Here is a 26,719-nt window from a genome sequence, read left to right as displayed (position 1 = left end):
CTTGTTTTTATGTCAAAAACTCGTAATCTATTGGGGCGTGTTAACCTTTGTGGATTGAACCCAAAGGGCAGCGCATGTTTGGCATTTATGCTGCGTTATCACTTATTTATGGGGAGTAACCACACTACATAGGCTCTGCCTTGCCTAAATACCAAACGTACTGCTGCAAATTCAACCACGAAAGGCCAACACGCCCTAATAATAAAAATAACAACAGGTGGATGTTAAGGATGACGAAAAAAGTAAAGTTCACGTCAACATTTGTTGATATTTCTAAACAGCTCAAACGTTTTGTATCGCGCATTGTTCAACCCGACGATGTAGAAGACATTGTGCAAGAAACTTTTGTAAAAAGCTATGAAGCTGATTTAAAACAAGACATCCAGTTTACCCGCAGTTATATGCTAAAAACAGCAAAACATCTAGCACTCAACCATATAGCTAAGTGGGACAATAAATTTAATGATTCGTTAGAAAACGATAACGAATTGCCCGTATTACTCAAATCAATGAAGCTCGAAGACGAATACACATCTAAAGAGCGTTTTTTACTTTTTTGTAGAGCTACTGAGCAACTAAGCTCATCGATTCGTAAATGCTTTATATTAAAAAAAGTTTACGGTATGAGCCAAAAAGAGATAGCAGACCAAATGCAGTTAAGCCAAAGCACTGTTGAAAAACACATTGCCAAAGGATTGTTACAAACCATGTTATACATGCGTGAACATGAGCAAAGCCCTCAAACGAACCTTAAAGCTCAAGCACATCCTATATCAGTTAAGAGGGTCGCAGAATGAGTAATGTTCATCAATTTAATTCAAAAGATTTAATCTTAGAAAAGTCATGTGATTGGATAAGCGCGATTGATCGTGGTTTAACTGATGATGAAAAAGAGCAATTTAAATTATGGATGATGCAAAGCACCGCACATCAAGACTCTATATACGAGCTTGCTCAGCTTTGGGATGAGCTTTCAGTATTAAACGAATTAAGTCATTTATTTCCTCAGCGCAACAATACTAAAACATCAAAAAACAAGTGGATGTTTTCTTACTCAATTGCAGCGAGTTTGTTTGCAGCGTTAATGGTATGCAGCTACTTATTAATTAACTTAGAAAATGGCTACAACCAAGAGCTTGCTAAAGTTAATTACACTAAAATTTACAAAACAAAAGTAGGCGAGCAAGCAACGTATGTATTGCCAGACGGCACCATAGTGCAGCTTAATACTAATAGCTTACTAGAAGTTGCTTATAGTAAAGGCCGCAGGCAGTTATTACTTAGTCGTGGAGAAGGGCGCTTTAATGTAGCAAAAGATGCCACGCGTCCGTTTAGTGTTATGGCTGGTGATAAAAGTTTTACCGCGTTAGGCACGGTATTTAATGTACAACGCAATACTTCATCAGATTTAGAACTGGTGGTTACTGAAGGCAAAGTGATGATCACCGATCCAAGTGTAGCGGTTGATGCAAATGACTTTAAAGATTATCAACTTGCAGATAATAGCACGAAAAAAATTCGTCAAATTAATGCCAATATTGTTACCTCAGGCGAAAAAGCAGTTATTGAGCAAAGTGTTACAAAACCAATTACGCAGCTTTCAATGAACGACGTACAACGCGATTTGGCATGGCAAAACGGGATGCTTATTTTTAATGGAGAAGAGCTAAGCGATGCTTTAAATGAAGTAAGCCGCTATACAGCCACACGTTTTGAGCTTTCATCAGCTGAGCTTGCCAGTATTAAAGTCGCTGGAGTATTTAAAGCCGGTGACGTTGAAGGTTTACTAGAAAGTTTACAAACTAACTTTTCGATTGATCATGAGCGTTTAGGTGAGCATGTAGTAACGCTAAAACACCATACAGAATCATAAGTAGACGTTATGCAAATCAAACTAATGTTAGGTAAAGTTACATCAATAAAGATTGAACGTAAAAAAAACATTAAAAAAAAGAAACAAACCCATAGAGGATTTTTGTTTGTCAGCTGTTTATATAAGTTGCGCAGTAACCAAACGCATTTATTGAGTGGATTTAGTGTGCTTGCACCGGCTATTTTTAGTTTAAGTGTACAAGCAGCAACACAAACCACTGGGCAAATGGTGCAATTTGATATAAAAGCGCAGCGAGCAGACAAAGCCTTAATTGAATATGCTAAACAAACAGAGCAAACCGTGGTGTTTTCTTATGAGTTGGCAAAGCAGTATGACGCAAATTCAGTTTATGGATTTTACACTCAGCTAGATGCTCTAGAGGCATTATTAGGTGGGACTGAGCTCGATGCGGTTGTTGATCAAAATGGTTTACTGAGTATAAAACTCAAACAAATCAACAGGAATGATAACAACATGATGAAGCTTTCAGCGGTCAGTGCAGCAGTATTACCAGCTTTACTTGCAGTAAATTCGCAAGGTGTAAACGCAGCAGAAGAAGTCGCTCAAGAAAAAATTGAAAAAATTGCTATTGTCGGTAGCCGTGTAGCAGGACGTTCAGTTGAAGATTTACCCGTTCCAGTAGATATCTTAAGTGCAGAAGCGCTTGAAAATACAGGCCAAACAGAAGTTGGTCGTATGCTACAGTCTATCGCCCCTTCATTTAACTTTTCAAGCTCTGCAATTAGTGACGGTACTGATGCTTTAAGACCTGCGACACTTCGCGGTTTGGGCCCCGATCAAACATTGGTGTTAATTAACGGCAAACGTCGTCATCAAGCAAGTATTATTCATATTAATGGCTCTGTTGGGCGTGGTACCGCAGGTACTGACATGAATGCAATTCCAGCTTCTGCAATTAAACGCATTGAAGTATTACGTGATGGCGCTGCTGCTCAGTATGGTTCTGATGCAATTGCAGGTGTTATTAATATTGTGCTCAAAGATGGTAGCGAAGGTGGTAAAGCGGCTATTAACTACGGTCAATATTCTGAAGGCGATGGCGAAACCATTAACCTTGATTTTAATAAAGGCTTTGCGCTAGGTGATGACGGTTATTTAAATACAACTATCAATTACCGTGACCGTGCACCGACTAACCGTGCCGGTTTACATGGCTCTTGTCAGTTTTATGGTTGTACAGAACTAAGTGACGGCACTTTACTTGCTGGCGATCCGCGTGAGCTGACAGCCGATCGTGATACCTTTAGAATTGGTGATGCTGACTCTCAGCAGTTTGGTTTAACAATTAATACCGGTTACGAGTTAGGTGATGGCGAGCTTTACGGCTTTATTACTTACTCAACACGTGAAAATGAGTCGGCTGCATTTTTCCGTCATAATGCAAATGCAGGTGGTAACCCAGTACTACAAGATAACGATGCGACGATTCCGCTAGGTTTCTTACCAAAAATCAACACAACTATCGATGATATCTCGTACAACTTTGGTTATAAAACTGAATTTGATAACGATGCAAGCCTTGATTTATCTTACACCTATGGTGAGAACAGCATTGATTACACTACAAGTGACACTATCAATGCCTCATACGCTAACTTTTTACGTTATGACCAAGGCTTAAGTGCAGCTGATATTCGTACAACTATTCCACGTGAAGCGTACGCTTACGGCATGGAATTATCACTGCAAACAATCAATATTGATTTTACACAAAACTTTGATGATTATTCGTTAGCGATGGGTGCTGAAATACGTACTGACGAATACCGTATTTTAGAAGGTAATGAATATGCGTACCGCGATTACGACACATTAAATGGTGTAAGTATTTACAGCGGTTTAAGTGGCGGTGTTGGCTCTGAAGATGCATCGGGTGGTTCACAAGGTTTTGGTGGTTCATCACCTGCGTCTTCAGTGGATGAGTCACGTGATGTAATTTCATTTTACGTAGATGCAGAATCTTATGTAATTGAAGATGTGATTTTATCTGGAGCACTTCGCTACGATAACTACAAAGGTTTTGGCGATACAGTAAACTTTAAACTTGCTGGTAACTGGTCTATTACCGACGATATTTCATTACGTGGTGCATTAAGCTCAGGATTTAGAGCGCCTTCAATGCAGCAGCTTTACTTTAATAACGTAAGCACACAATTTGTTGTTGATACTAATGGGAATTTAGTTGCAGAAGAAGTTGGTACATTTAGAAATGATTCAACACTTGCGCAAAGTTTAGGTATTCCAAAACTTAAAGAAGAAAAATCACAAAACCGTAGTTTAGGTATTGTGTATAACGTTACCGATAATATTAATGTAACCGTTGATTACTACTCGATTGATATTGACGACCGTATTGTAATTAGTGATCGCTTAGGTAAAGGGTTATCTACAAGCCTTGATGCAGCACTAAATAGTGCAGGTGCTGGCGTAGGGCAGTTTTTCTTAAATGGTGCTGATACAGAAACTCGTGGTGTTGATTTTGTAGCAACGTGGAACACTGAAGGTTTAGGCGGCACGCTTGATTTTACACTTGCAGCTAACTTTACCAAAACAGATGTTGTATCGTTATTTTCTCCTGCTGGCTCAAGCCTTGAGACAGTAAAAGTAGAAGATATATTCTCAGCTGAAGACATCTCTATTATAGAAGAGTGGCAACCAGAGGACCGTATTAACTTAAGTGCGCTTTATCAACGTGATGATTGGACTGTTAACCTGTCACTTAATCGTTTTGGTGAATACACAGTAGAAGATGGCGGTCGTCAAACGTATGGCGCAGAAATTTTAACTGACGTTAAAGTTAACTACTTCGTTACTGAAGATTTATCAGTAAATATTGGTGCAAATAACTTGTTCGATGTTTACCCAGATAAAAATGAAATAGGTAACTCTCGCTCAGGTACTATTGTGGATGCTAGTGGCAACACAGTAATAAGTAGCTCAGGTGTGTTTGACTACTCACGTCGTTCGGCTCCATTTGGATTTAACGGTGCTTACTACTACGTAGGTGCAGAATACCGTTTTTAATTAATAACCTCCCTTTTGTTATTTAACTCAAAGGGCCGTAAGGCCCTTTTTTTGGTTTTAACTTGGGCTGATTTTATTTAGAAATCAAACTTATTGGATAATCATCGTATTGCTTAATATTATTCATTACATTCATTAAAGTATTATGTGTACTGTTTTCGTCTGCAGTTATAAGTACCGAACTTATTTCATATTCAGCCGCGAACATAGCTAAATTAGTCGCAACTTGCTCTAAATCAATTAACCTCCCAGAAAAATATACTCCGTTACTTTCATCAATTCTAAATAAAGCATTTTTAACAGGCTTATCTATTTGAGGGCTGTCGAGTGGTCGGTTTAATTCAATAGCCACAGGTTTTACAAAAGATGTAGTTACAATAAAGAAAATTAGTAATATGAACACTATGTCTAACATCGGGGTCATATCTACATCAGCATCATTTTGCAGTTTGGTTAGTTTGCTTTTCATATTGGACCTTATTTTTAATTAAATGCTGCGGCGCCACAGCAAGGTTTTAGGTACCTATTAACAAAATTAGCACAGCAAAAATAAAGCGTGGTTAAATAAATATTCTAATAACATTAAATATTTGTACTAATTATGTATTTAAAATGTGGTGAAATAAGGCGGTGTTAATACCGTTCTGCTTATATATGGGGTCTATTTAGCATCGTTATAATGTAATGCAATTTGTTAAATTGCTTAAAAAACTATGTAGATTGGTATTAGAGGCAATAAAAAACCCAGCTCGAGGCTGGGTTCTAGTTATGCGCTATGTCAGCTTAATGCTTTTGCATACGGCTCATTTCTGCATGGCAGCTTTGCATTGTTAATAATGTTTTAGCCAGTGCAGCTTCGCAGTCAGCTGGTTGCGGTTTATCCATTGCTGCTTTAATTTCTTCAAGGGTTTTATCTTCTACCTCTTCAAGCTCTTTTACATACGTGCTGTCGTTGTGTGAGGTGAAAGTAGTCAATAGGGCTGTGTACGCACGTCGTGCTTCAACCGCGAAAGATGAGCCATCTTCGCGTTCGCCTTTTTCATTAATTGCATATGGCTGCAAGCGCTCAACACTCACTTTTCGGGCATCTATCATACGCTGAAAAAGTGCACCAATAGCAGGGTCTTCAACTTTTTCCTGTGCTTTTTGATAAAAATCGATACCGCTGTTCATAACTTGAATGATGTCAGTAATATGATTTACTTCTGATCCTTGATGGGTGTTCATAATGACCTCTTTAATTAAATGAATGTATAGTTCAATTTAATAACAGCAATGTATGTTCCACGTTTTAATAGTTATGTAGTTATTTGATTTTATTGGTTTAATTTTGTTTCAGTAGGATGCTAAGTTAACAGGCAAAAAATTAACCTAGCAATTTTTACATTATATTGTGTAATAAAGTTATTTTAGCTCTTCAGCTACTTCAGCTACTTTTTGACGTAACCAAATGTGACTCGCATCGCGATGTAACAGTGGACTCCAAATCATATCAAGCTCAAAAGGGGGAATTGGAAATGGTGGCTCTAAAATTTTAAGCCCCGGATCATCTAAATATATATTTGCGGCTTTTGAAGGAAGGGTCGCAATCAAATTTTTCTCTTTAGCTAAATGAATAGCTACATGGTAGTTACGCGTAAAAGTGGCAATATTACGATGCTTACCAAAGTGAGCAAGTGCTTCGTCAACCCAGCCAAGTTTTTGCACATCTTTAGGGTCCATGCCTACACCTACACCAAAACCTGTTTTGCTTACCCATATATGGCGCGCTTTTAAATAGCTGTCGAGACTAAAGTTTTCAATTATAGGATTATCGGCTTTTACTAAGCAGCAAAAACTATCTTTCCAAATACGTTTATGATGAAAAGACTGAGGTAAGTTTTCAAAACGGTTGATTGCCATATCTACTTTACCGTTTTCTACATCATGAAAGGTGACATCACTTGGTGTGAGTATATCTAAAGTAGTATCAGGGGCTTCTTCGTGCAATTTACTTAAAAGCTTTGGTGCTAATGTACTTGCAGCGTAATCACTGGCCATTATTCTAAACACACGCTTACTTTGGCTTGCCTCAAATTCTCGATTAGGTGCTAGAGTTTCTTCAAGCGTCATTAATATGCCACGAATAACGGGTTGTAACTCCAAAGCACGCTCGGTAGGCACCATACCATCGCTGGTACGAACTAAAATAGGGTCGTTAAATAAGTTACGAAGACGTTTAAGGCCATTACTCATTGCAGGTTGCGTTATACTCAATTGATTAGCAGCGCGTGTTACGTTGCATTCTCGAAGCAATGTATCGAGGTAAACGAGTAAATTTAAATCTATTTTACTTATATTCATTGTGTGTGTCCTTTAGCGCTTACCAGTGGTGAATAAAGCGCTGTGCTGTCGGGTATGGGTAAATATGACTTACCTGACCATTTTTTATATTTTGTTGTGCGTGCTTCCAAAAGCTAACATCTATAAGCTCAGGATGAGTGCTGAGTAAAAACTTTTTATACATAGGGTTTGGCATTACAAATGTACAAAGTTGCTCAGGAAATACATCCTGTGGTGCAACAGAGTAACTTTGTTCATCCATTAAATAGTCGTCATAGCTCTTTGCTTTTGGTAATGATCTAAAGTTCATATCGGTTAGATATTGGACTTCATCGTAATCGTAAAAAATAATACGTTTGTGCTTACTTACACCAAAGTTTTTTAATAGCATATCACCAGGAAATATATTAACAGCAATCATTTCTTTTAGGGCTTGCCCATATTCTTCAATCGCGTCGGCAGCACTTTCTTCATCAGCATTTTCTAAAAACAAGTTAAGAGGTGTCATTCGCCGTTCAATATACAAGTGCTTGATGATCAACCAATCGCCCTCAATTACCATTGATGAGCCAATTGTTTTATGTAATTGCGCAAGTAAATTACTATCAAAACGCGCTAAAGGAAATACGACGTTAGAATACTCTATGGTATCGGCCATTCTGCCAACGCGATCATGGTTTTTTACCAGTTGATAACGCTTTAATACGGTATCACGGCCAAAGGGTTTACTCTCACCAAATTTGTCTTTTATTATTTTAAAAACATAGCCAAATGAGGGGAGGGTAAATACCATCATCACCATACCGGGAGTCCCCGGTGCAATTGTAAACTCATCACTAGAGTGAGATAAATGATTTAAAAACTCTCGGTAAAACTCAGTTTTACCCTGCTTATGAAAACCCACTGCGTTATAGAGCTCAGCAAGTGTTTTGTTTGGCATAAGTTGATTTAAAAACCGAACAAGTGCTGAAGGTGCGTGAGTCTCTACCATAAAGTAGGCGCGGGCAAAGCCAAAAATAACACGCATTTGAGATGACTTAGTTAAAAGTGCATCTAAATATAATCCGTTATCTTCATCGTGTAATACAGCGATTATAAAGGGCTGAACCCCACTTTTTGAAACAACACGACCAACAATATAGGCTGCTTTATTACGATAAAAAGGTGTGTGTAAAATATCAAAGCGCATTTGCCAAGGTTGGTGATGTGTATCGGGGGCTTGTTTATAAAAAGCTTTAACAAGGAGGCGGATATCACGCTCTAAATTTACAAATGGGGCTTTAAAATCAAAATGATTAATAATGCGTTTTATTGTTGGTTTGAGGCCATCAACTACAGGAAAGTAAGTTCTATATTCTGCTTCTACAGGCACTGAAGGAGCATCTTTTAAGGTTGCTTCTACAAATATAAAGTCATTATGAAAATAGCGCCTATGGTACAGCCGGCAAAATACAGAGTTATAAAAAGTTTCGGCGAGCTCTGCTTGGGGATGAAAACATAAAAAATGCTGGTATATCTTTTTAACTTCAAGCCATAGGCTTTCATCGAGTTGTTCGGTTGGGGTTTCTTTTTTTAGCGCTTGCGTGGTTTCGTTAACACGATCATCATAATAGCTGATACGCAAACGGCTGATATCATTAATTGCTTGCCAATCTTTTTTTGCAAAGGCAAGAGGGGCTTTGGCTGTTGTTTTTTGAAATAACTGATAGTGCCTTTTAAAACCCGTTAAAATTAATTCAGCAATATGGCGAGGTTGCATTTGCACTCCTTAAAAGTCCCTAGAGTTTATACTCTATTGTGTTAAGGGTATGTTATTTTAAGTTTAAAACCAAGATAAATGTTACTTACTAACTAAGAGTAACTTATTGGAATTGAGCTATCTTTTTTTCGAGAATTTTAATTTGTTTAGTCACAGCCGATACGTTTTTCTTATATGTTTTATTAATTATTTTTAGTTTTTTAGTAATGTCTTTAGTAATACGCTTTTTATCATCAATGGCTAAGATATGATTTAACCGCTCTTGTTGTTTGTATTCAGCACGCTCTTTATTACGATCAAGTATTGTTAGTTTATGGTTATTACTGCGAAGCTCTGCCTGTAAGCCAGATAGAAGCCTTTCACGCTCAAGTTCGTTTAGTTGTTTAGTGTAGTCAACCTTAGGACCAGAATACTGATTACCCGTTGTGTTAACTTTATAAGTCGTTGCTTCGTCGTCACAGGGGAGTTGAGAAAAGACAGTGCCTTTTTCTGTTACACATTTGTAGTAAGTGGTATCGCTAAAGCTAAAAAAACTGATAAGTAAAAAGCTAGAATGGAGAATATAACGAGAAGTTTTAAACATACATGTCATCCTTGGTTTTTATATCTAACAACAATATAAAACTATAACCTAGCTTGGTGGTATATCAAGCTAGGTTAGGATAACTGTTATTGGGTAAAGGTTTTGAGCTTTTTAATACTCTGTACTAAAAATGGTATATCTAAACCTTGTTCAATAGAAAAACCTTCAGCGGCGGAAATGTTTTTAAAGTTACCATCTGAATCTATTAAGGTAATCCTATCTTTTTTATAGGCTATAACAACACCCTGAGAGTAGTTCACGCCCATATCGTCTTTTTTCTTGTATAGATTAACGCCTAGCATTGTTTGCTTGGCAATAGCTTTGCAATTTAAATATTGCCCAACGCTTGTTGCAATTAAATCGCTAGGTTGAATTAGCCCATCTACCTTAGAAATACGTTTGTCAGAGCTGTATAAAGTTGAGGTGGTTACTACTTCTTGCTTGTTATTGGCAAGACTAAAAGCAAAAACCTGTGTTTCATCATCTCGAACAGTAGGGGTATCACTCGCTTTAATTACTCGAATAGCACTAGAGCTATGTGCTTGATCATTAATAAAGCTTAGTTCTTCAATGCCAGTTACTTCAATGCTACGGCGCTGACTTTGCCAAACTGGGAGTGTCTGCTCGGTTAAAATTGCTGCTTTATAAAAAGCGGGTAAACCATACACTAAGCTAAATAACGTATCGTCATGATTTGTTGGCTGTAAAAACTGCTCTGTTTTGTGCATGTTTTTATTCTCGGCAACAAACTTTTCGAGTTGTTGTTGAGTTTCAAATACAAATATATCTACATTGGCTTGTGTGTAGTCCTCGCATTTTTCAAGCTGGCTTGGCATTTGATAACTAATATTTTGGTTATTAATTTTTACGTTGTGTGCTTGCTCGTAGCTTTCTATATCTAGCAGATCATTTTTAGCTAACAAGCTTTTAGCAGTAGTAGGGTATGAAAGTGGCAAAACATTATCTTGTTTTGTTACGTCAAAGTTTAAATTGGCGTCAGCCCAAATATGAATACTGTGGCTAAGCGAAAAACACACGATTAAAAAAGAAATTGCGTAACGTGCAAATTTATATTGCTTTAAACGCTCAAGGTGGTGCCATGTGTAATTACTAACAAGTAGCTGAAAGCCTAAAATAACAACAACAATACCACTGGCTAAAATGGTTGTTAAAGCAGGAGAGCTTGTTAAACGATGCCACAACAATGAAATGATCTCAGGTAAGGCAGATATACTTAGGTGATAACCTAAATTAACATACACATAAGCATCAAGAGTAAGCAATGATGCGCCTACAGTGGCTATTACAGCGGCCATGCCACGAATGTGTCGTGGGTAGGGGAATATTAAACTAAGCGGAAATACCGTCAGCACAAACGCTAAAAAGGCTATAAAACTAGTGTGGCTTAGCCAAGTAACTAGCATATAGGTAATGCCTAAAAAGCTTGTAGGTGGCGAGTCTGCAAATAAATAGCTTAAGCTAATAAGTAGGGCTAAGCCGATATTGGCAAAGGTAAACCAATGCCCCCAACTTAGCAGCTGACTCGCTTTTGATGAAAATTGATTGTGCTGCGATAAATTCATAAATTTTATTTAACCGACTGCGCGAGCGCTTTTGCAAAGTTCTCGGTTACAGCTTGTCTTTTCCCTGTTGGTACATGCTCTTTTAAGATATGCGTGATAGAATTTCCTAAACACATAAGACTTAAATCAACCGGCGCATTGTGTTTAGTTAGCACATCAATAAGCTGATCGACGATTTGTTCTACTTCTTCATTAGAGTATTTTGATAAGATTGGCATTAGTTGGTTCAATAAAATAGTTATATTCTCGTATTTTAACACTAGAGGCGTGAAAAACAAAGATGACAACAGACGTTAAAAAATTAGTCGTTCACTATGTAGACAAAAAAGACGACGATACGCAAATTCACCTTCGAAATGATGAGATGGTAATTAACGATAAAGTAGCCGTTTTTATCGAACAATTACATCATGCATACAATGGTAAACCTGGTAAAGGTTATTGTGCTTTCAGTGGTGACAAAAACAGTGTTGTAGCATCTGCAATGCAAAGTTACCGTAATGATGAGTTAGGCTTTTGGCATATGACCGAGCAAGCCTCAACGGTTTTAAAAGAAGAGCTTGATAAGTATGCATTTAGTGAAACAGGCTATTTAGTATTTTGTCATTACCAGTACGTTGCAACTGATTACATGCTAATTGCGATGATTAACATCAAAGAGCATTATTCTATGACCTCAGAGCTTGATTTAGCCGCTTCTCGTCATTTAGACATATCACGCATGCAACTTGCTGCTCGTATCGATTTAACAGCGTGGGATACACAAGCTGACGACAACCGTTATATTTCATTTATCAAAGGGCGAGCTGGACGTAAAGTTGCTGACTTTTTCTTAGACTTTTTAGGTTGTGAAGAGGGTATTGATTCAAAACAGCAAAGCCAAGTAATGCTTAGCGCAGTAGAGGATTATTTATCTGAGCAACAATTTGATAAATCAGAAAAAGACGATTTACGTAAACAAGTTTTTGATTACTGTAATGACTGTGTGACAACTGGTGAAGATGCCAGCGTAAGCGAGCTATCTGCAACGCTTACAAAAGGCGATGACAGCCCGTTTGATAGTTTTTGTAAAGAACAAAGCTATGACTTAGAAGAAACTTTCCCTGTTGATAAGAAAACCGTAACCAGCATGGTTAAGTTCTCAGGTCTTGGTGGTGGTGTGAGTGTAAGCTTTGAACGTAAACACTTAGGTGAGCGCGTAACTTACAACGAGGCAACTGACACGCTTGTAATTAAAGGTATTCCGCCAAACTTAAAAGATCAGTTACAACGTTTTATGGAAAGTGAAAGCGAGTAAATTTCACAAGTAAAAAGCTGATTTAAGAGCGCGGTATTTATATCGCGCTTTTTTGTATCGGTATATAAATTCGTTGCATCGGAAAAAAACCTTAAAGGTTTATTTCACAAAGAGAAGTAAATGAGAAAACACAAGTCGTGCTTTATTAACAAGACTTAGCCTTTTTACTACCTCTAAAAGCGCAGCGTCTCTTAACCTCTTTGTGAAAAAATTACTTTTTACGGGCTTTGTGCCCGTCACGCCAACAAGTTGTGTGTCTACAGGTTAATTTTATTCAAGGTGTTAAATTTCGGCTGTAGTCGTGAAGCTTGCTTACGCGAGAAGCACCGCTTCTGTTTATTTAATTAAAACCTCTAAAAGATCTATTTCACAAAGAGAAGTGAAAGAGGAGTAAATGAGAAACACAAGCGATGGTTTGCTAGCGGGGCTTATTTAAGTTAGCAAGACTTAGACTTATTACTACCTCTAAAAGCGCAGCGTCTCTTTACCTCTTTGTGAAAAAATTACTTTTTACGGGCGTGAAGTCATTTTTCTGATTATTCAAATCATATAAACAAAAAAGCCCCGCTATTTATTAAATAGCGGGGCTTTTAAATGAATGTTAGTTATTAATCAACACTCATTGTTTTAGTCATTGCAGAGCTTGCACGACCAGCAGGTTTGATTGAACCTGCACGTAAACCACTGTCTGGAACTAGTTCACGTTTATCGTGAGCCATTGCTACAGACGTATGTTTCACTTCGCTATCAGCTACAGGAGTCGGTTGTGCCATTGGCGCACTTGCTGACCCTTGAGTAACCGCTGTTTTAACATGTGGTGCTGATTTTTCAGTTTTCACTTTTGCTTCAACTTTAGCAGGCTCTTCAGTGGCTACTGGTGTTTCAACTTTAGCTGGTTCTTCAGTGGCTACTGGCGTTTCAACTTTAGCAGGCTCTTCAGTGGCTACTGGCGTTTCAACTTTAGCAGGCTCTTCAGTTGCTGCTGGTGTTTCAGCTTTAGCTGGCTCTTCAGTTGCTACTGGTGTTTCAACTTTAGCAGGCTCTTCAGTTGCTGCTGGTGTTTCAACTTTAGCAGGCTCTTCAGTTGCTACTGGCGTTTCAGCTTTAGCAGGCTCTTCAGTGGCTACTGGTGTTTCAAATTTAGCAGGCTCTTCAGTTGCTACTGGTGTTTCAATTTTAGCAGGCTCTTCAGTTACTACTGGCGTTTCAGCTTTAGCCGGTTCTTTAGCTTTTACTGGCTCTTCTACAGCTTCCACCTTTGCTAAGTCTTCAACCGCAACTGCTTGCTCAACTTGTTGCGACGCATCTACCGGTGTTTCTTCTGATTTAGCTTTAAGTTCTGCTTCGTATTCTGCAGCAGCTTGATCAGCAACTGGAATAAATGCAGGGGCTTCATCAGATTTAACTTCTGCTTCACCTTCAGGGCGACGACGACGTTGACCAGATGCACGAAGATGACGAGGAGAACGACGTGAACGTGTACGTGTTTGCTCTTGTTCGTCTTCAGTAGTTGCTGTTTCATCGTTAGAATCAACAACATCAACTTTCTCTTCTTTAATGTGAGCTGTTTTTTCTGCCGGAGCTTGCTTTTGCTTTTCTACAGCAGGAGCTTGCTCTTGAACTTGTGAAGTTTCAGTTACAGCCGTTTGCTCAGGTGCTTGCTCTGTTGAGTTAGCTTGCTCAGCTTTTTCATCTTGCAGACGTACTTTTTTACGTATGTTACGACGTTGACGGCGAACTTTAGGCTTCTGTTCTTTAGGCTCTGCAGCTTGTGCTGGCTTAGAATCAGTTTCTACTTCCGCCTTTGCAGGGGCTTCAGTTTTAACTTGATCTTTTTCTTGATTTTTATGCTCTGGGCGCTTACGAGAGTTAGGGTTACGACGGCGCTTGTTGCGGTTCTCGCTTCTCTCTTGAGTCTCGGTGCTTGCTGCTGAGTCAGTTTTAGCTTCCTCTTCAGCGGCTGGACGCTCATTGCGCGGCTTGTTAGTGCGTGGGTTATTATTACGACGACGTTGATTGTTATTACGACGACGATTATCGTTACCACGACGCGCATTATTGCGCGTTTCTTGCTGCTCTTTTTCTACAGCTTCTTTTTTCTCTTCTTCAGATTCACTTGCAAATAACGACTTAAACCAATTACCAATAGCAGCTAGTAAGCCACCTTCAGTTTTAGTTTGTGCTACCGCAGCAAGCTCTACGGCTTTAGCTGGCGCTGCTTGTGGAGCAGGAGTAGAAGGCATTACCACGCCTTTTAGCATCGGCTCTTCACGGACTGGCGTACTTGGAGATTTTGACATCTCGAATACTTCAGGCTCTGGTGCAACAACTTGTCCGTAACTTACAGTTTCAAGTGTTTCGTCTTTACGTAAGCGCATAACTTCATAATGTGGTGTTTCCATATGTTGATTTGGAATGATCACTACGTCACATTTATGATGTTTTTCAATGCGATGAACACTACGACGTTGCTCATTTAATAAATAAGCAGCAACAGCAACAGGCACTTGTGCATTTACTTGTGCTGTATTGTCTTTAATTGCTTCTTCTTCAATTAAGCGAAGAATTGAAAGTGCTATTGATTCGTTTGAACGAATAGTACCTTGGCCACTACAACGTGGACATGGGCCTTGGCTTGCTTCACCTAATGAAGGACGCAAACGCTGGCGCGACATTTCAAGCAAACCAAAGCGTGAGATTTTACCAATTTGAACGCGAGCACGGTCTGGGCGCGCTGCATCTTTTAAACGATTCTCTACTTCACGTTGATGGCGTGGAGGAGTCATATCAATAAAGTCGATTACAATTAAACCACCTAGGTCACGAAGACGTAATTGACGTGCAATTTCATCGGCCGCTTCTAAGTTTGTATTAAGTGCTGTCTCTTCAATATCGCCGCCTTTAGTTGCCTTAGACGAGTTGATATCAATAGATGTCAGTGCTTCAGTAGGGTCAATTACAATTGAACCACCAGAAGGAAGACGTACTTCACGCTGGAATGCAGACTCAATTTGGCTTTCAATTTGGTAATGTGTAAATAAAGGCGTGTCACCTTGATAAAGCTTAACACGGCTCATAAAGTCAGGACGAAAACGCTCAATGTGCGCTTTAGCTTCTTCAAAAACACGTGGTTTATCAATTAAAATTTCGCCAATGTCACGACGTAAATAATCGCGTATTGCGCGGAAAATCACGTTGCTTTCTTGGTGAATCAAAAACGGTGCTTTAGCACTATCGGCTGCTTGTTTAATTGCATCCCAATGTACTAATAGTGCTTTTAAATCGTAGTTAAGTTCTTCAAATGACTTGCCAACACCCGCTGTACGAACAATTAAGCCCATACCTTTAGGTAGTTCTAAACGACCTAATGCTTCTTTAAGTTCAGTTCGCTCATCACCTTCAATACGACGAGAAATACCGCCAGCACGAGGGTTATTAGGCATAAGAACTAAATAGCTACCAGCAACACTGATAAAAGTAGTTAACGCTGCGCCTTTTTGGCCGCGTTCTTCTTTATCAACTTGTACTATTACTTCTTGACCTTCTTTTATTACGTCGCGAATGTTAGGGCGACCATGAAAAGTGTAACCTGCAGGGAAGTAAGTACGTGCAATTTCTTTTAAAGGAAGGAAACCATGGCGGTCAGCACCGTAATCAACAAATGCTGCTTCAAGAGATGGTTCAATGCGAGTGATTTTGCCTTTATAAATATTGGCTTTTTTCTGTTCGTGACCTGGGCTTTCGATATCTAAATCATAAAGGCGCTGGCCATCAACCAGTGCTACGCGCATTTCTTCTTGCTGCGTTGCATTGATTAGCATACGTTTCATATTGTTACTCTACTTATTTATGTCGCTGACATGACGATGTTTTTCTCGCCTGTTCAGTTGTCCCTATTTTTAGAATGTGCAGCCTCACGACTGGGTCTTTAACGGAACGGCTCTGTATCTCGTATGCAGTATTTTAAATGCTGGCAAACAATAGCGATTATTACCGCTATTAAATTCTTAATGGTGCTAAAACTGTCGGCTTTTCAGCTACGTTTACAAGTTTTACCCAGAAGTCGGCCTGTCATATTAATCTTACTAAATATCATTCATATTAGGCGCGTAGGGCTCATTAAGTTGGTGAGCAATACATACTGATGTATCGCTAATATCCGTTTTAAGAGCAAAAATCGCTGCCGATGTTAATGAACGCTTATTTATTAGATTTTTTTAATTCTAAATAAGCTGCTGTACGGTACTACAATAATTGAGCTAGTGCTGAACGACGTTTTTTACGTCGTCACTATCAGACAAATTATCTGTTCATTGCTTTCTCTAGCACATTAAAAATCGCTTCATGTTCAAACTTAACCAGCAATATATTACGCGCATTGCCGTTAATTGATCGCACGTGTTAACTGAGGAGGCATAAAAGCTTTGGAAAACTTAACTCGGATCTGTATGATCGGCTACCCAGAATGTGCATCACGAATGTTTTAATGTGTTAAAAAGCACCGTTGTTATTTGCAAATACTAAATATTTGCGCTGCTGATTATCCCACTATTATTACAGTGTTAGCAACTAAATTATTTTACTTAAATTAGTGATTAGGCAATGTCAGAAAAAAACGACTTACAAGTAACTTATGTCACGATCAATGAAGACCATTTAGGTCAGCGTATTGATAACTTTCTTATTACCCATTTAAAAGGGGTGCCTAAAAGCGCTATTTATAAACTTTTGCGCAAAGGTGAGGTACGCGTTAATAAAAAGCGTATTAAACCTGTATATAAACTACAGCTTGACGATGTACTGCGTATTGCACCTATCAGAGTTGCTGAGCGTGAAGAGTTTGTACCATCAAAGTTAGACAAAGTAACTCGCCTAGAAAACGATATTTTATTTGAAGATAAATACCTTATCGTCATAAATAAACCTTCAGGTATGGCTGTTCATGGTGGCAGTGGTTTAAGTTATGGTTTAATTGAAGCGCTGCGCGCGCTTCGCCCAGAAGAGCGCAATCTTGAGCTAGTACACAGGCTTGACCGTGATACATCGGGCTGTTTACTTATTGCAAAGCGCCGTTCGGTGTTAACAGCATTGCATGAACAGCTTCGTGAAAAAACCATGGAAAAAAATTACTGGGCACTTGTAGAAGGGCAGTGGGACTCTAAAACTAAAAACGTTACCGAAGGGCTGCGTAAAAATACACTTAAATCGGGTGAACGCGTAGTACGTGTAGATAACACTGAAGGCAAGCCTTCGCATACGCGTTTTAAAGTACTTGAACGTTTTAACGATTGCTCACTCGTACAAGCGTCGCCTGTTACAGGACGTACGCACCAAATTCGTGTTCATACACAATGTAAAGGTCATCCTATCGCCTGCGATGATAAATACGGTGACCAGGGGTTTGATGAATCTATGCGTAAAGTTGGGTTAAACCGATTATTTTTACATGCACACGATTTAAGTTTTTATCATCCTAAAAACGAAACAACGATGCGTATTGAAGCGCCCCTTGATAAAACGCTTAAAAATACATTACTAAAATTACGAGACGCAAAACAGTGATTGCAGTGACGCCGATTAAAAAATATAAGCTCGTCATTTTTGATTGGGATGGCACCGTTATGGATTCAGTCACTAAAATAGTTAACTGTATTCGTAGTAGTGCTGAGTCACTTAATTTAGTGTCACCAAGTGATTTAGCAATTAAAAATATTATTGGTATGTCGCTTGAAAAAGCAATTGATGTTTTATTTCCCGATAATGTCGCGCAGCATCAAGCGCTAATTAAAGGGTATAAACACCAATATAGTGTTAATACCACGCCAACTCCTGTATTTGATAATGTTGTTAGCGTTTTAGGTGCCTTAAAAGAGCAGGGCATTGTTTTAGCGGTTGCAACAGGTAAAGGTCGAGATGGATTAGAGCGCTTGCTTGATCAAAGCCAACTTAGATCTTTCTTTAGTGCAACACGTACAAGCGACGAAGCGCAATCAAAGCCCTCTCCAGATATGCTGTATCAATTACTTGAAGAACTTGGCATAAGCGCTCAAGACGCTGTAATGATTGGTGACACTCAAATAGACATGACAATGGCAAAAGCTGCAGGCATGGATAGAATTGGCGTAACAATGGGTGTACATAACGCACAGCAGCTAAATAAGCTTAGCCCTGTTGCAACAGTAGATAATTATCTGCAATTGCAACAGGTTTTGCTTGGCTAATTTATTTAATTAGAACTTGTTTTGAGCGGTAAGCACATCAATACCAAACTCAGCCAGTAATTGGCTGAGTTTAATTAATGGTAATCCAATTAAGCTATTAGGATCGTCTCCGCTTAGTTTTTCAAATAAACAGATACCCAACCCTTCACTTTTGAAGCTGCCAGCACAGTTATAAGGCTGCTCTGCGTCGCAATAAGCACTAATTTGTGCATCACTTAGGGTTTTAAACGTCACATTAAAAGGTTCTACGCAGGTTTTTTTTGTTCCAGTTACAATATCGTAAACACAAAGCCCAGTTAAAAATGTTACAGTATTACCGCTAAATAAATTTAGTTGTTTTAGAGCATTTTGTTTATTGTGCGGTTTACCTAAAATTTGATTGTTAAACACAGCGACTTGGTCTGATCCAATTGCTAACCCTTTTTTAAAGTGTTTATTAGCTGCTGAGGCTTTTAACTCACTTAAACGCTTAACCAGTTCAGTAGGTGTTTCGCATTCAAGTGCTGATTCGTCAACGTCGGGTGAAAACGTATCAAAGGGTAAATTAAATTTTTGTAATAAAGACTGCCTAAAAGGCGAGCTTGACGCTAAAATGAGTGGAAGCTTCATGGACTGTTTTCCTACGATAATTCAGATTGAGTTAGGATAAATCAGATCCGAGAGTAAAACACGTTAAAAACCAAGTAAAAATGTTTTTTTACTTTGACTAACAAACTAACTATCTATATGATGCAGCCCCTATGCAAAAGGTGAAAATTCCCATCACTCTTCATCCAGGCAAAGCAGCGCAGCACCGTTTAAAGTATGACGGAATTGTACCGCTTGAAAAACTTACTCGTTTAGAGAAAGTTGTGCAGGAAGAAGTAGGTGAAATAGCGGTAAAAATACATTGCAAAAACGATGATCAAGGTTTCGCTGTGATTAGAGGCAATTTGTCCACACATGTTACTGTCATTTGTCAACGTTGTAATGGTGATTTAGGGTTGGATTTGGTTCAAGACTTTGCATATTCACCAGTAGGTGAAGATACAGAGTTAGATATTTTTCCTGAAGACTACGACGAAGTAGCACTTGATGAAAATGGTGAAGTTAACGTTTTTGATTTAATTGAAGACGAACTAATTTTAGCAATTCCATTAGTGGCTACCCACAACGAAGCTTCATGCAGTTATTCAGCAAAGCCTGCCAGCTTTGGTGTATTAAAGGCGGAAGATGATAAACCTAATCCATTTGATATTTTGAAACAACTTAAGAAAGATTCTTAGGAGAAGACTATGGCTGTACAAAAAAGCAAAAAGTCTCGTGCAAGACGCGGCATGCGCCGTTCACACGATGCGATCAGTGGTCCAACTTTAACTGTAGATCAAACATCTGGTGAGACTCATCGTCGTCACCATGTGACTGCAGATGGTTACTACAAAGGCGTTCAAGTAATTTCTAAATAAGAGATTACTTATATGCTGAAAGATCTAACCATAGCGTTAGATATGATGGGGGGCGATTACGGCCCCCGTTCATCTATTCCTGCTGCCGTTCATGCGGTGAATGCTCATGCCAATTTAAGTCTCATTTTATGTGGCAATGAAGACGTTATATCTAAAGAACTCGAATCCCTCGATTCTTTATCTCATCCAAGACTCATAATTCGTCACTGTAGTGAAATAGTCACTAACGCCTGCGAACCTGCAATTGCTGTACGTTCAAAAAAAGATTCATCTATGCGTGTTGCCCTTGATTTAGTTAAATCGGGCGAAGCTCAAGCGTGTGTTAGCTCAGGTAATACCGGCGCTTTATTTTTTATGGCTCACTACGTATTAAAAATGCTGCCAGGTGTTAAACGTGCTGCACTCATTTCATCTGTTCCTACAGAAAGCCAAAACCCAGTATATTTACTCGACTTAGGTGCTAATGTGCACTGCGATGCGCAAATGCTCTATCAGTTTGGCATTATGGGCTCTGTAGTTGCTGGTCAAGCACTTGGCTGCGATAACCCTCGCGTTAGCTTATTAAATATTGGCGCTGAGGACATTAAAGGCCACGACGACATTAAACAAGCTGCACAATTAATGCAGCAAAGCCCACATATTAATTACATTGGTTACAGCGAAGGAAGTGATATTTTTTCTGGCAAGGCTGATGTTATTGTATGCGAAGGGTTTGTGGGTAACGTGGCGCTTAAAACATGCGAAGGCATTGCCAAGCTTATTATGAATAAGTTTACAGCTGCGCTCGAAAAGCACCTTTTGTATAAATGTATGGCGTTTATATTGCGTCCAATAATAAAAAAACTCTATAAAAGGGTGAACCCCGACCAGTATAACGGTGCTTCTCTGGTAGGATTGCGCGGTATTGTCGTTAAAAGTCATGGAAATGCGTCAGCTAAAGCATTTCAAGCAGCAATTGATGAAGCGGTAAAAGAGGTTGAACGTCAACTTCCTGATAAAATAGCCGCTATTTTCGAAAAAACACATTCTAAAGACACGGCGGTTAATCAATAATTGATGTGCCGTGTATTTCATTATTTATTTGTTTAATTAAAAAGAGCAAAGTATGGCACAAAAAATTGCACTTCTATTCCCAGGTCAAGGCTCGCAAAGCGTTGGTATGTTACAAGAGCTACTAGAGAGTTCTGACATTGTTAAAGCAACATTTGCAGAAGCATCAGATGCACTGGGTTACGACTTAGCAGAGCTAGTTCTTAATGGCCCAGAAGAAAAATTAAATCAAACTCATCGTACACAACCTGCATTATTAACTGCAAGTGTTGCTATTTACCGTGATTGGCTTGCAGCAAACCCAGATGCAGACGTTGTTATGGCCGGTCACAGCTTAGGTGAATATTCAGCACTAGTATGTAGCGACGTACTAAGCTTGAGCGAAGCTGTTAAGCTTGTTGAAAACCGTGGTTTATACATGCAAGAAGCTGTACCTGCAGGCGTAGGTTCAATGGCTGCGATTATTGGCTTAGGCGATGAAGAAATAAAAGCGGCATGTGCTGCCTCAGCGCAAGGTGAGGTTGTATCTCCAGTTAACTACAATTCTCCTGGTCAAGTTGTTATTGCAGGCCATAAAGCGGCAGTAGATAGAGCATCACAAGCATGTAAAGATGCTGGTGCTAAACGCGCATTACCACTTTCGGTTAGCGTACCTTCACATTGTGAACTAATGAAGCCAGCAGCTGATAAGCTAGCGGTAGACTTGGCCGCTTTAACATTTAATACACCTAAGTGTGATGTAATTAATAATGTTGATGTAAAAGCTGAATCGACCGCTGATGCAATTAAAGATGCACTAGTACGTCAACTATACAGCCCAGTTCGCTGGACAGAAACAGTACAAGCCTTGGTTGCACAAGATGTAACGCAAAGCTACGAATTTGGTCCTGGTAAAGTATTAACAGGGCTTGCGAAACGAATTGATAAAGCAATGGTTTGTGGCTCAGTAAACGATGCCGCTTCAATCGCTGCAGCTAAATAAGAGTATATAAAATGTCTAATTTATTTTCTTTAGAGGGCAAAATTGTCCTAATTACTGGCGCTAGCCGTGGTATTGGTAAAGCAATTGCAACAACATTAGTTGCGCAAGGTGCAAAAGTTGCAGGCACTGCAACAAGTGAGTCAGGCGCTGCTAAAATCAGCGAGTACTTAGGTGACAATGGTAAAGGTTATGCATTAAACGTAACGGATCCTGCATCTATTGAAGCGACACTTGCCGCAATAAAAGCTGATTTTGGCGATATTGACGTACTTGTTAATAACGCAGGTATCACACGTGACAACCTATTAATGCGTATGAAAGAGACTGAGTGGGACGATATAATCGACACTAACTTAAGCTCGATTTTCCGTTTATCTAAAGCGGTACTTCGTCCAATGATGAAGAAAAAGAAAGGTCGTATTATCAATATTGGCTCAGTAGTGGGCACTATGGGTAATGCAGGGCAAGCAAATTATGCAGCGGCTAAAGCAGGCGTAATTGGTTTTTCTAAGTCACTTGCACGCGAAGTGGCATCACGTGGTATTACAGTAAACGTAGTAGCACCTGGTTTTATTCAAACTGATATGACTGATGATTTAACTGACGAGCAAAAAGCAGCAACACTTGCAAATGTTCCAGCAGGGCGTTTAGGTCAACCAGACGAAATTGCAGCTGCGGTATGTTATTTAGCATCTGACGCGGCTGCGTACGTATCAGGTGAAACTTTGCATGTAAATGGCGCGATGTACATGGTTTAATAACCATTGTACCCACATTGTTACCTAATAAAGTTAAGTAAGTTACCTCAAAAACATTGAATTATTTGTGAACTTGCTTTAAACATACTTGAAATCGCTGCGAAAATAAGCGATAAAAGACAAAACACACACTCAGAGGTTTGACCAGACAATTATTTATGGTCAAATCATTGAATCAGAGAATTATGCCGCGTAAACTACGCGGCAATCTGAAAATAACGCATCGGCGTTTTTAATAAAGGAAAGAAGAATGAGCGATATCCAAGAACGCGTAAAGAAAATTATCATTGAACAACTAGGTGTTAAAGAAGAAGAAGTTAAAAATGAATCTTCTTTCGTAGATGACCTAGGTGCAGATTCTCTTGATACTGTTGAACTAGTAATGGCTCTTGAAGAAGAGTTTGATACTGAGATCCCAGATGAAGAAGCTGAGAAGATCACTACAGTACAAACTGCTATCGATTACGTAACAGCACACGCTGAGTAATTAATCGCACGTTAAAGGCAGCATCCGCTGCCTTTAATTTTTTATATCCAAACCACCTCAAAGTTCGTGATTCAAAACTTAAGCCTCAATGCTCAATTTTAGCTAAAAATTAATTTTGATTGTGTTATGCGTTTTTAATCTATTTTGGGACTAGCACTTTGAGGTAGCTTGGGTATGATCATCCCCTTGTAAATATCCCTTATTGGAGGCAAACCGTGGCTAAACGTCGAGTCGTCGTAACTGGCTTAGGAATGTTGACGCCGCTAGGTAATGATGTTCAATCAACCTGGCAAGGCTTATTAGATGGCAAAAGTGGCATTCAAACAATAACTCACTTTGATACATCAAAATTTGGTACTAAATTCGCTGGTTTAATAAATGACTTTGATGCAACTGCATACATGTCAGCGAAAGATACTAAAAAAATGGACTTGTTTATTCAGTACGGCATTGCAGCGGGTGTTCAAGCCTTTAAAGATTCAGGCCTTGAAATTACTGAGCAAAACGCAACACGTATAGGTGTAGCTGTAGGCTCTGGTATTGGTGGCTTAACGCTTATCGAAGAAAACCACATTAAGCTATTAAATAGTGGTCCGCGCAAGTTATCGCCATTTTATGTGCCGTCTACCATTATTAATATGATCTCAGGTCACTTATCAATGATGCATGGACTTCGTGGTCCAAATATTTCAATTGTAACTGCCTGTACTACTGGTTTGCATAATATAGGCCATGCCGCGCGCATGATTGCCTACGGTGATGCAGATGCAATGGTTGCTGGCGGTGCAGAAAAAGCCTGTACCCCAATTGGTATGGGTGGCTTTAATGCTGCACGTGCACTTTCAACCCGCAATGACGACCCACAAGCGGCTTCTCGCCCTTGGGATAAAGACCGCGATGGCTTTGTGCTTTCTGACGGTGCAGGTGTTGTTGTAGTTGAAGAGTACGAACATGCAAAAGCGCGTGGCGCTAAAATTTATGCTGAGCTAGTAGGCTTTGGTATGAGCGGCGATGCGTACCACATGACGTCACCACCAGAAGATGGAGCCGGTGCTGCCCTTGCAATGCAAAACGCACTAAATGATGCGCAAGTAAACGCTGAGCAAATTGGTTACATTAACGCACACGGTACATCTACAAATGCAGGCGATAAAGCAGAAACTGCCGCTGTTAAGTCTATTTTTGGTAATGCAGCCAAAGATGTAATGGTAGGCTCGTCTAAATCGATGATGGGTCACTTGTTAGGTGCTGCTGGCTCGGTTGAATCGATTATTTCGATTTTATCACTGACAGATCAAAAAGTGTCGCCAACTATTAACCTTGATAACCCAGACGAAGGGTGTGACTTAGATTATATTGCTCACACTGCACGTGATGCAAAGTTAGACTTTGCACTGTGTAACTCGTTCGGTTTTGGTGGTACTAATGGCTCGTTGCTATTTAAAAAGGTATAATCTTTTTTAACAACGAATCAAATTATAAGAGCTCAGTTGTTTAACTGGGCTTTTTTTATATGCCAAATAAAATGCAAACAATAATAGCAGTAGATCAAAACAGCACTTTAAGCACGCGTGACAGAGGCTTAAATTACGGTGACGGCTTTTTTACAACGGCTAAAGTTGTTAATGGGCAAGTACAGTATTGGGCTCATCATAAAGCGCGTTTGATTGAATGCGCACAGCGTTTGGGTTTTCCTGAGTTAGATTTTAATCGCCTTGAAAATCAAATTGCTTTGCATATAAAAGCTGCACCACTCAACGTGCTTAAAATACTTGTAACGCGAGGCGAAGGCGGGCGTGGTTATGGGCTGCCAAGTGAGTGTAATATTACTATTTTATTGAGCATATTAGATTACCCTAGTAATTACGAAGCGCTTGTTAAAAAGGGTGTAAATCTAGAAATAAGCCCAATCAAATTAGCAGCACAGCCTTATTTAGCGGGTCTTAAAACACTAAACCGGCTTGAGCAAGTACTAGTTAAAAAAGCAATGCAAACGCAAAACTGCGACGATGTGTTAGTGCTTGATTACAATAATAATGTAATTGAAGCTTCAGCAGCTAATATTTTTGCGATTAAAAATAAGCGTTTGTTTACGCCATTGCTTGATGAGTGCGGAATTAAGGGCGTTTATCTACAATCGTTATGTGATAAATTGCCTGTTGAATTTAAACGCGTGAAAGTAGAAGACTTAACCCAAGCAGACGCCGTATTTGTGTGTAATAGCTTAATGGGAGCAGTACCTGTAAAACGTATTGAGCAACAGGTATTTAATACAGACGAAAGCCACACATTACTAACTAAATTATTAGCCAAGGAGGCTGAGTGTTAAAAGTTATTTTATCGGTACTTTTTTTAGCTGTTATAACCACTGCTGTTGGTTACCAGCAATTACAAGCAACAATAAATAGCCCGTTAAAGGTAGCACAAAGCACACAATTTGAAGTTAAGCATGGCACTGGCTTTAATAAGTTATGCCAACAATGGCAAGCTAATAACTGGGTAGAAAGTTGTTGGCGTTATCAGGTAATTGCCAAATTAGATCCCACACTTACCGACTTAAAAGCGGGGCTTTACGAGCTAACAGCCGATAGCGTTATTAACAACGTAAAAAAAATTAACCAAGGTCAGCAAATTAGTTTTAGTTTTACCATAATTGAAGGTCAAAACTTACGTGAAGTACTAAGTGCTATTAAAAAAGCTGATAATTTACAAAACGATTTAAAAACTGACGAACTAAGTACTCAAATACTGGGTAATGACACGCACTTAGAAGGCTGGTTATTCCCCGACACTTACCATTATCATAATAACGATACTGCAAGCAGTGTATTAAAACGTGCAGCACAAAAAATGCAGCAAACATTAGATGATGCTTGGCAGCAGCGCGCCGCTAATTTACCCTATAAAACAGCATACGAAGCACTAATAATGGCTTCAATCATTGAAAAAGAAACAGGCCTTGCCAGCGAGCGTCCGTTAATTGCATCAGCGTTTGTTAACCGATTAAACACTAATATGCGCCTACAAACCGATCCTACCGTAATATACGGGCTAGGCGCTGACTTTGATGGCGATATTAAATACAAAGATTTACGCGATTATACGCCTTACAATACGTATCGTATTAATGGCTTACCGCCAACACCGATTGCTATGCCATCTAAAGCCGCTATTTTAGCTGCAGTTAATCCGCCGCAAAGTGAATACGTTTACTTTGTATCAAAAGGCGATGGTAGCCACCAATTTTCAACCACGTTAAAGCAGCATAACGCGGCAGTTAAAACGTATATATTAAATAAAAAGAATTAAGTTTT

At 39.2% G+C, this 26,719-nt stretch carries 24 protein-coding genes; 15 read left to right on the top strand and 9 right to left on the bottom strand.

Annotation, left to right across the window (positions count from 1 at the left end; translation table 11 throughout):
* Window positions 1-230 precede the first annotated feature (230 nt).
* From H5088_RS10670 to H5088_RS10660, 3 genes are read left to right on the top strand one after another with little or no spacing between them, the layout of a single operon-like run.
* Complete coding sequence (locus tag H5088_RS10670) at window positions 231-797, top strand: RNA polymerase sigma factor (protein WP_024597233.1); 567 nt, start codon at window positions 231-233, stop codon at window positions 795-797.
* The gene (locus tag H5088_RS10665) at window positions 794-1,873 is read left to right on the top strand and encodes a FecR family protein (RefSeq protein ID WP_024603563.1); all 1,080 of its coding nucleotides are present in this window, start codon (window positions 794-796) and stop codon (window positions 1,871-1,873) included. Before H5088_RS10670 ends, H5088_RS10665 begins: the two co-directional genes overlap by 4 nt.
* A 9-nt stretch (window positions 1,874-1,882) precedes the next feature.
* Complete coding sequence (locus tag H5088_RS10660) at window positions 1,883-4,918, top strand: TonB-dependent siderophore receptor (protein ID WP_182695105.1); 3,036 nt, start codon at window positions 1,883-1,885, stop codon at window positions 4,916-4,918.
* A 73-nt stretch (window positions 4,919-4,991) separates the two neighbouring features.
* Here H5088_RS10660 and H5088_RS10655 read toward each other — a convergent pair whose 3' ends face one another.
* From H5088_RS10655 to H5088_RS10625, 7 genes are all read right to left on the bottom strand, one after another.
* Window positions 4,992-5,387, bottom strand: a complete 396-nt coding sequence (locus H5088_RS10655; RefSeq protein WP_182725166.1) for a biopolymer transporter ExbD — start codon at window positions 5,385-5,387, stop codon at window positions 4,992-4,994.
* Between the two features lie 314 nt (window positions 5,388-5,701).
* Window positions 5,702-6,145 (bottom strand): PA2169 family four-helix-bundle protein, encoded by a 444-nt coding sequence (locus H5088_RS10650; RefSeq protein WP_002961486.1) that lies wholly within the window; start codon window positions 6,143-6,145, stop codon window positions 5,702-5,704.
* A gap of 177 nt (window positions 6,146-6,322) precedes the next feature.
* On the bottom strand, window positions 6,323-7,261 hold the full coding sequence (locus tag H5088_RS10645) for a LysR family transcriptional regulator (RefSeq protein WP_002961484.1): 939 nt from the start codon (window positions 7,259-7,261) through the stop codon (window positions 6,323-6,325).
* A gap of 19 nt (window positions 7,262-7,280) precedes the next feature.
* The gene (gene aceK, locus H5088_RS10640; protein WP_182752833.1) at window positions 7,281-8,999 is read right to left on the bottom strand and encodes a bifunctional isocitrate dehydrogenase kinase/phosphatase; all 1,719 of its coding nucleotides are present in this window, start codon (window positions 8,997-8,999) and stop codon (window positions 7,281-7,283) included.
* Window positions 9,000-9,102: 103 nt separating this feature from the next.
* Window positions 9,103-9,582 (bottom strand): DUF4124 domain-containing protein, encoded by a 480-nt coding sequence (locus tag H5088_RS10635; protein WP_024596961.1) that lies wholly within the window; start codon window positions 9,580-9,582, stop codon window positions 9,103-9,105.
* An 86-nt stretch (window positions 9,583-9,668) separates the two neighbouring features.
* A complete protein-coding gene (locus H5088_RS10630) occupies window positions 9,669-11,165 on the bottom strand; it encodes a DUF3413 domain-containing protein (protein WP_182738151.1) in 1,497 nt (498 codons plus the stop codon).
* Window positions 11,166-11,170: 5 nt separating this feature from the next.
* Window positions 11,171-11,383 (bottom strand): DUF1414 domain-containing protein, encoded by a 213-nt coding sequence (locus H5088_RS10625; RefSeq protein ID WP_002961475.1) that lies wholly within the window; start codon window positions 11,381-11,383, stop codon window positions 11,171-11,173.
* 62 nt (window positions 11,384-11,445) lie between these two features.
* Here H5088_RS10625 and yejK point away from each other — a divergent pair, with 62 nt between their 5' ends.
* Complete coding sequence (gene yejK / locus H5088_RS10620) at window positions 11,446-12,462, top strand: nucleoid-associated protein YejK (protein ID WP_002961473.1); 1,017 nt, start codon at window positions 11,446-11,448, stop codon at window positions 12,460-12,462.
* Between the two features lie 608 nt (window positions 12,463-13,070).
* Here the strand turns inward: yejK and rne are convergent.
* Window positions 13,071-16,292 carry a ribonuclease E gene (gene rne / locus H5088_RS10615; RefSeq protein WP_182752832.1) on the bottom strand — a complete coding sequence of 1,074 codons (3,222 nt, stop codon included), beginning with the start codon at window positions 16,290-16,292 and terminating at the stop codon, window positions 13,071-13,073.
* 772 nt (window positions 16,293-17,064) lie between these two features.
* Between rne and rluC the strand changes: the two genes are divergently transcribed.
* Together rluC and H5088_RS10605 are read left to right on the top strand one after the other, a co-directional pair.
* Window positions 17,065-18,024, top strand: a complete 960-nt coding sequence (gene rluC, locus H5088_RS10610; RefSeq protein ID WP_024596136.1) for a 23S rRNA pseudouridine(955/2504/2580) synthase RluC — start codon at window positions 17,065-17,067, stop codon at window positions 18,022-18,024.
* A complete protein-coding gene (locus H5088_RS10605; RefSeq protein ID WP_182752831.1) occupies window positions 18,021-18,683 on the top strand; it encodes an HAD-IA family hydrolase in 663 nt (220 codons plus the stop codon). The genes rluC and H5088_RS10605 overlap by 4 nt, the downstream gene beginning before the upstream one ends.
* Window positions 18,684-18,692: 9 nt before the next feature.
* On the opposite strand, the gene H5088_RS10600 is transcribed toward H5088_RS10605, so the two are convergent.
* Entirely contained in the window at window positions 18,693-19,292 is a 600-nt protein-coding gene (locus H5088_RS10600; protein WP_182694138.1) for a nucleoside triphosphate pyrophosphatase, read from the bottom strand.
* Between the two features lie 131 nt (window positions 19,293-19,423).
* Between H5088_RS10600 and yceD the strand changes: the two genes are divergently transcribed.
* The 9 genes from yceD to mltG all read left to right on the top strand — a co-directional run bounded on the left by yceD (window position 19,424) and on the right by mltG (window position 26,714).
* A complete protein-coding gene (yceD, locus tag H5088_RS10595; protein ID WP_007375269.1) occupies window positions 19,424-19,948 on the top strand; it encodes a 23S rRNA accumulation protein YceD in 525 nt (174 codons plus the stop codon).
* Between the two features lie 9 nt (window positions 19,949-19,957).
* Window positions 19,958-20,128 carry a 50S ribosomal protein L32 gene (gene rpmF, locus H5088_RS10590; RefSeq protein ID WP_002962381.1) on the top strand — a complete coding sequence of 57 codons (171 nt, stop codon included), beginning with the start codon at window positions 19,958-19,960 and terminating at the stop codon, window positions 20,126-20,128.
* A 12-nt stretch (window positions 20,129-20,140) separates the two neighbouring features.
* A complete protein-coding gene (gene plsX, locus H5088_RS10585) occupies window positions 20,141-21,181 on the top strand; it encodes a phosphate acyltransferase PlsX (protein WP_002962380.1) in 1,041 nt (346 codons plus the stop codon).
* A 52-nt stretch (window positions 21,182-21,233) separates the two neighbouring features.
* A complete protein-coding gene (gene fabD, locus H5088_RS10580) occupies window positions 21,234-22,160 on the top strand; it encodes an ACP S-malonyltransferase (protein WP_039490050.1) in 927 nt (308 codons plus the stop codon).
* An 11-nt stretch (window positions 22,161-22,171) separates the two neighbouring features.
* The gene (fabG, locus tag H5088_RS10575; RefSeq protein WP_002962378.1) at window positions 22,172-22,918 is read left to right on the top strand and encodes a 3-oxoacyl-ACP reductase FabG; all 747 of its coding nucleotides are present in this window, start codon (window positions 22,172-22,174) and stop codon (window positions 22,916-22,918) included.
* Window positions 22,919-23,168: 250 nt separating this feature from the next.
* The gene (acpP, locus tag H5088_RS10570) at window positions 23,169-23,405 is read left to right on the top strand and encodes an acyl carrier protein (protein WP_002962377.1); all 237 of its coding nucleotides are present in this window, start codon (window positions 23,169-23,171) and stop codon (window positions 23,403-23,405) included.
* Window positions 23,406-23,620: 215 nt separating this feature from the next.
* Window positions 23,621-24,859, top strand: coding sequence for a beta-ketoacyl-ACP synthase II (gene fabF, locus H5088_RS10565; protein ID WP_002962376.1), 1,239 nt, complete (start codon window positions 23,621-23,623; stop codon window positions 24,857-24,859).
* Window positions 24,860-24,918: 59 nt separating this feature from the next.
* A complete protein-coding gene (pabC, locus tag H5088_RS10560) occupies window positions 24,919-25,734 on the top strand; it encodes an aminodeoxychorismate lyase (protein ID WP_182752830.1) in 816 nt (271 codons plus the stop codon).
* Window positions 25,728-26,714 (top strand): endolytic transglycosylase MltG, encoded by a 987-nt coding sequence (mltG, locus tag H5088_RS10555; RefSeq protein WP_182752829.1) that lies wholly within the window; start codon window positions 25,728-25,730, stop codon window positions 26,712-26,714. Before pabC ends, mltG begins: the two co-directional genes overlap by 7 nt.
* The last annotated feature ends 5 nt before the right edge of the window (window positions 26,715-26,719 follow it).

It is taken from the genome of Pseudoalteromonas sp. SR43-3 (assembly GCF_014163875.1).
In the GTDB taxonomy this organism is placed as follows: domain Bacteria; phylum Pseudomonadota; class Gammaproteobacteria; order Enterobacterales; family Alteromonadaceae; genus Pseudoalteromonas; species Pseudoalteromonas distincta.
The sequence above is the reverse complement of the archived record's forward strand: the minus strand, read 5'-3'. Positions and strand labels throughout refer to the sequence as shown.

Excerpts from the sequence above, each read along its gene's own strand:
- rpmF (WP_002962381.1), top strand. The coding sequence starts at position 19,958 with ATGGCTGTACAAAAAAGCAAAAAGTCTCGTGCAAGACGCGGCATGCGC.
- fabG (WP_002962378.1), top strand. The coding sequence starts at position 22,172 with ATGTCTAATTTATTTTCTTTAGAGGGCAAAATTGTCCTAATTACTGGC.
- H5088_RS10670 (WP_024597233.1), top strand. The coding sequence starts at position 231 with ATGACGAAAAAAGTAAAGTTCACGTCAACATTTGTTGATATTTCTAAA.
- H5088_RS10660 (WP_182695105.1), top strand. The coding sequence starts at position 1,883 with ATGCAAATCAAACTAATGTTAGGTAAAGTTACATCAATAAAGATTGAA.
- yejK (WP_002961473.1), top strand. The coding sequence starts at position 11,446 with ATGACAACAGACGTTAAAAAATTAGTCGTTCACTATGTAGACAAAAAA.
- rluC (WP_024596136.1), top strand. The coding sequence starts at position 17,065 with ATGTCAGAAAAAAACGACTTACAAGTAACTTATGTCACGATCAATGAA.
- H5088_RS10650 (WP_002961486.1), bottom strand. The coding sequence starts at position 6,145 with ATGAACACCCATCAAGGATCAGAAGTAAATCATATTACTGACATCATT.
- yceD (WP_007375269.1), top strand. The coding sequence starts at position 19,424 with ATGCAAAAGGTGAAAATTCCCATCACTCTTCATCCAGGCAAAGCAGCG.
- H5088_RS10625 (WP_002961475.1), bottom strand. The coding sequence starts at position 11,383 with ATGCCAATCTTATCAAAATACTCTAATGAAGAAGTAGAACAAATCGTC.
- rne (WP_182752832.1), bottom strand. The coding sequence starts at position 16,292 with ATGAAACGTATGCTAATCAATGCAACGCAGCAAGAAGAAATGCGCGTA.
- pabC (WP_182752830.1), top strand. The coding sequence starts at position 24,919 with ATGCCAAATAAAATGCAAACAATAATAGCAGTAGATCAAAACAGCACT.
- H5088_RS10635 (WP_024596961.1), bottom strand. The coding sequence starts at position 9,582 with ATGTTTAAAACTTCTCGTTATATTCTCCATTCTAGCTTTTTACTTATC.
- fabD (WP_039490050.1), top strand. The coding sequence starts at position 21,234 with ATGGCACAAAAAATTGCACTTCTATTCCCAGGTCAAGGCTCGCAAAGC.
- acpP (WP_002962377.1), top strand. The coding sequence starts at position 23,169 with ATGAGCGATATCCAAGAACGCGTAAAGAAAATTATCATTGAACAACTA.
- plsX (WP_002962380.1), top strand. The coding sequence starts at position 20,141 with ATGCTGAAAGATCTAACCATAGCGTTAGATATGATGGGGGGCGATTAC.
- H5088_RS10600 (WP_182694138.1), bottom strand. The coding sequence starts at position 19,292 with ATGAAGCTTCCACTCATTTTAGCGTCAAGCTCGCCTTTTAGGCAGTCT.
- H5088_RS10655 (WP_182725166.1), bottom strand. The coding sequence starts at position 5,387 with ATGAAAAGCAAACTAACCAAACTGCAAAATGATGCTGATGTAGATATG.
- aceK (WP_182752833.1), bottom strand. The coding sequence starts at position 8,999 with ATGCAACCTCGCCATATTGCTGAATTAATTTTAACGGGTTTTAAAAGG.
- H5088_RS10645 (WP_002961484.1), bottom strand. The coding sequence starts at position 7,261 with ATGAATATAAGTAAAATAGATTTAAATTTACTCGTTTACCTCGATACA.
- H5088_RS10665 (WP_024603563.1), top strand. The coding sequence starts at position 794 with ATGAGTAATGTTCATCAATTTAATTCAAAAGATTTAATCTTAGAAAAG.
- H5088_RS10630 (WP_182738151.1), bottom strand. The coding sequence starts at position 11,165 with ATGAATTTATCGCAGCACAATCAATTTTCATCAAAAGCGAGTCAGCTG.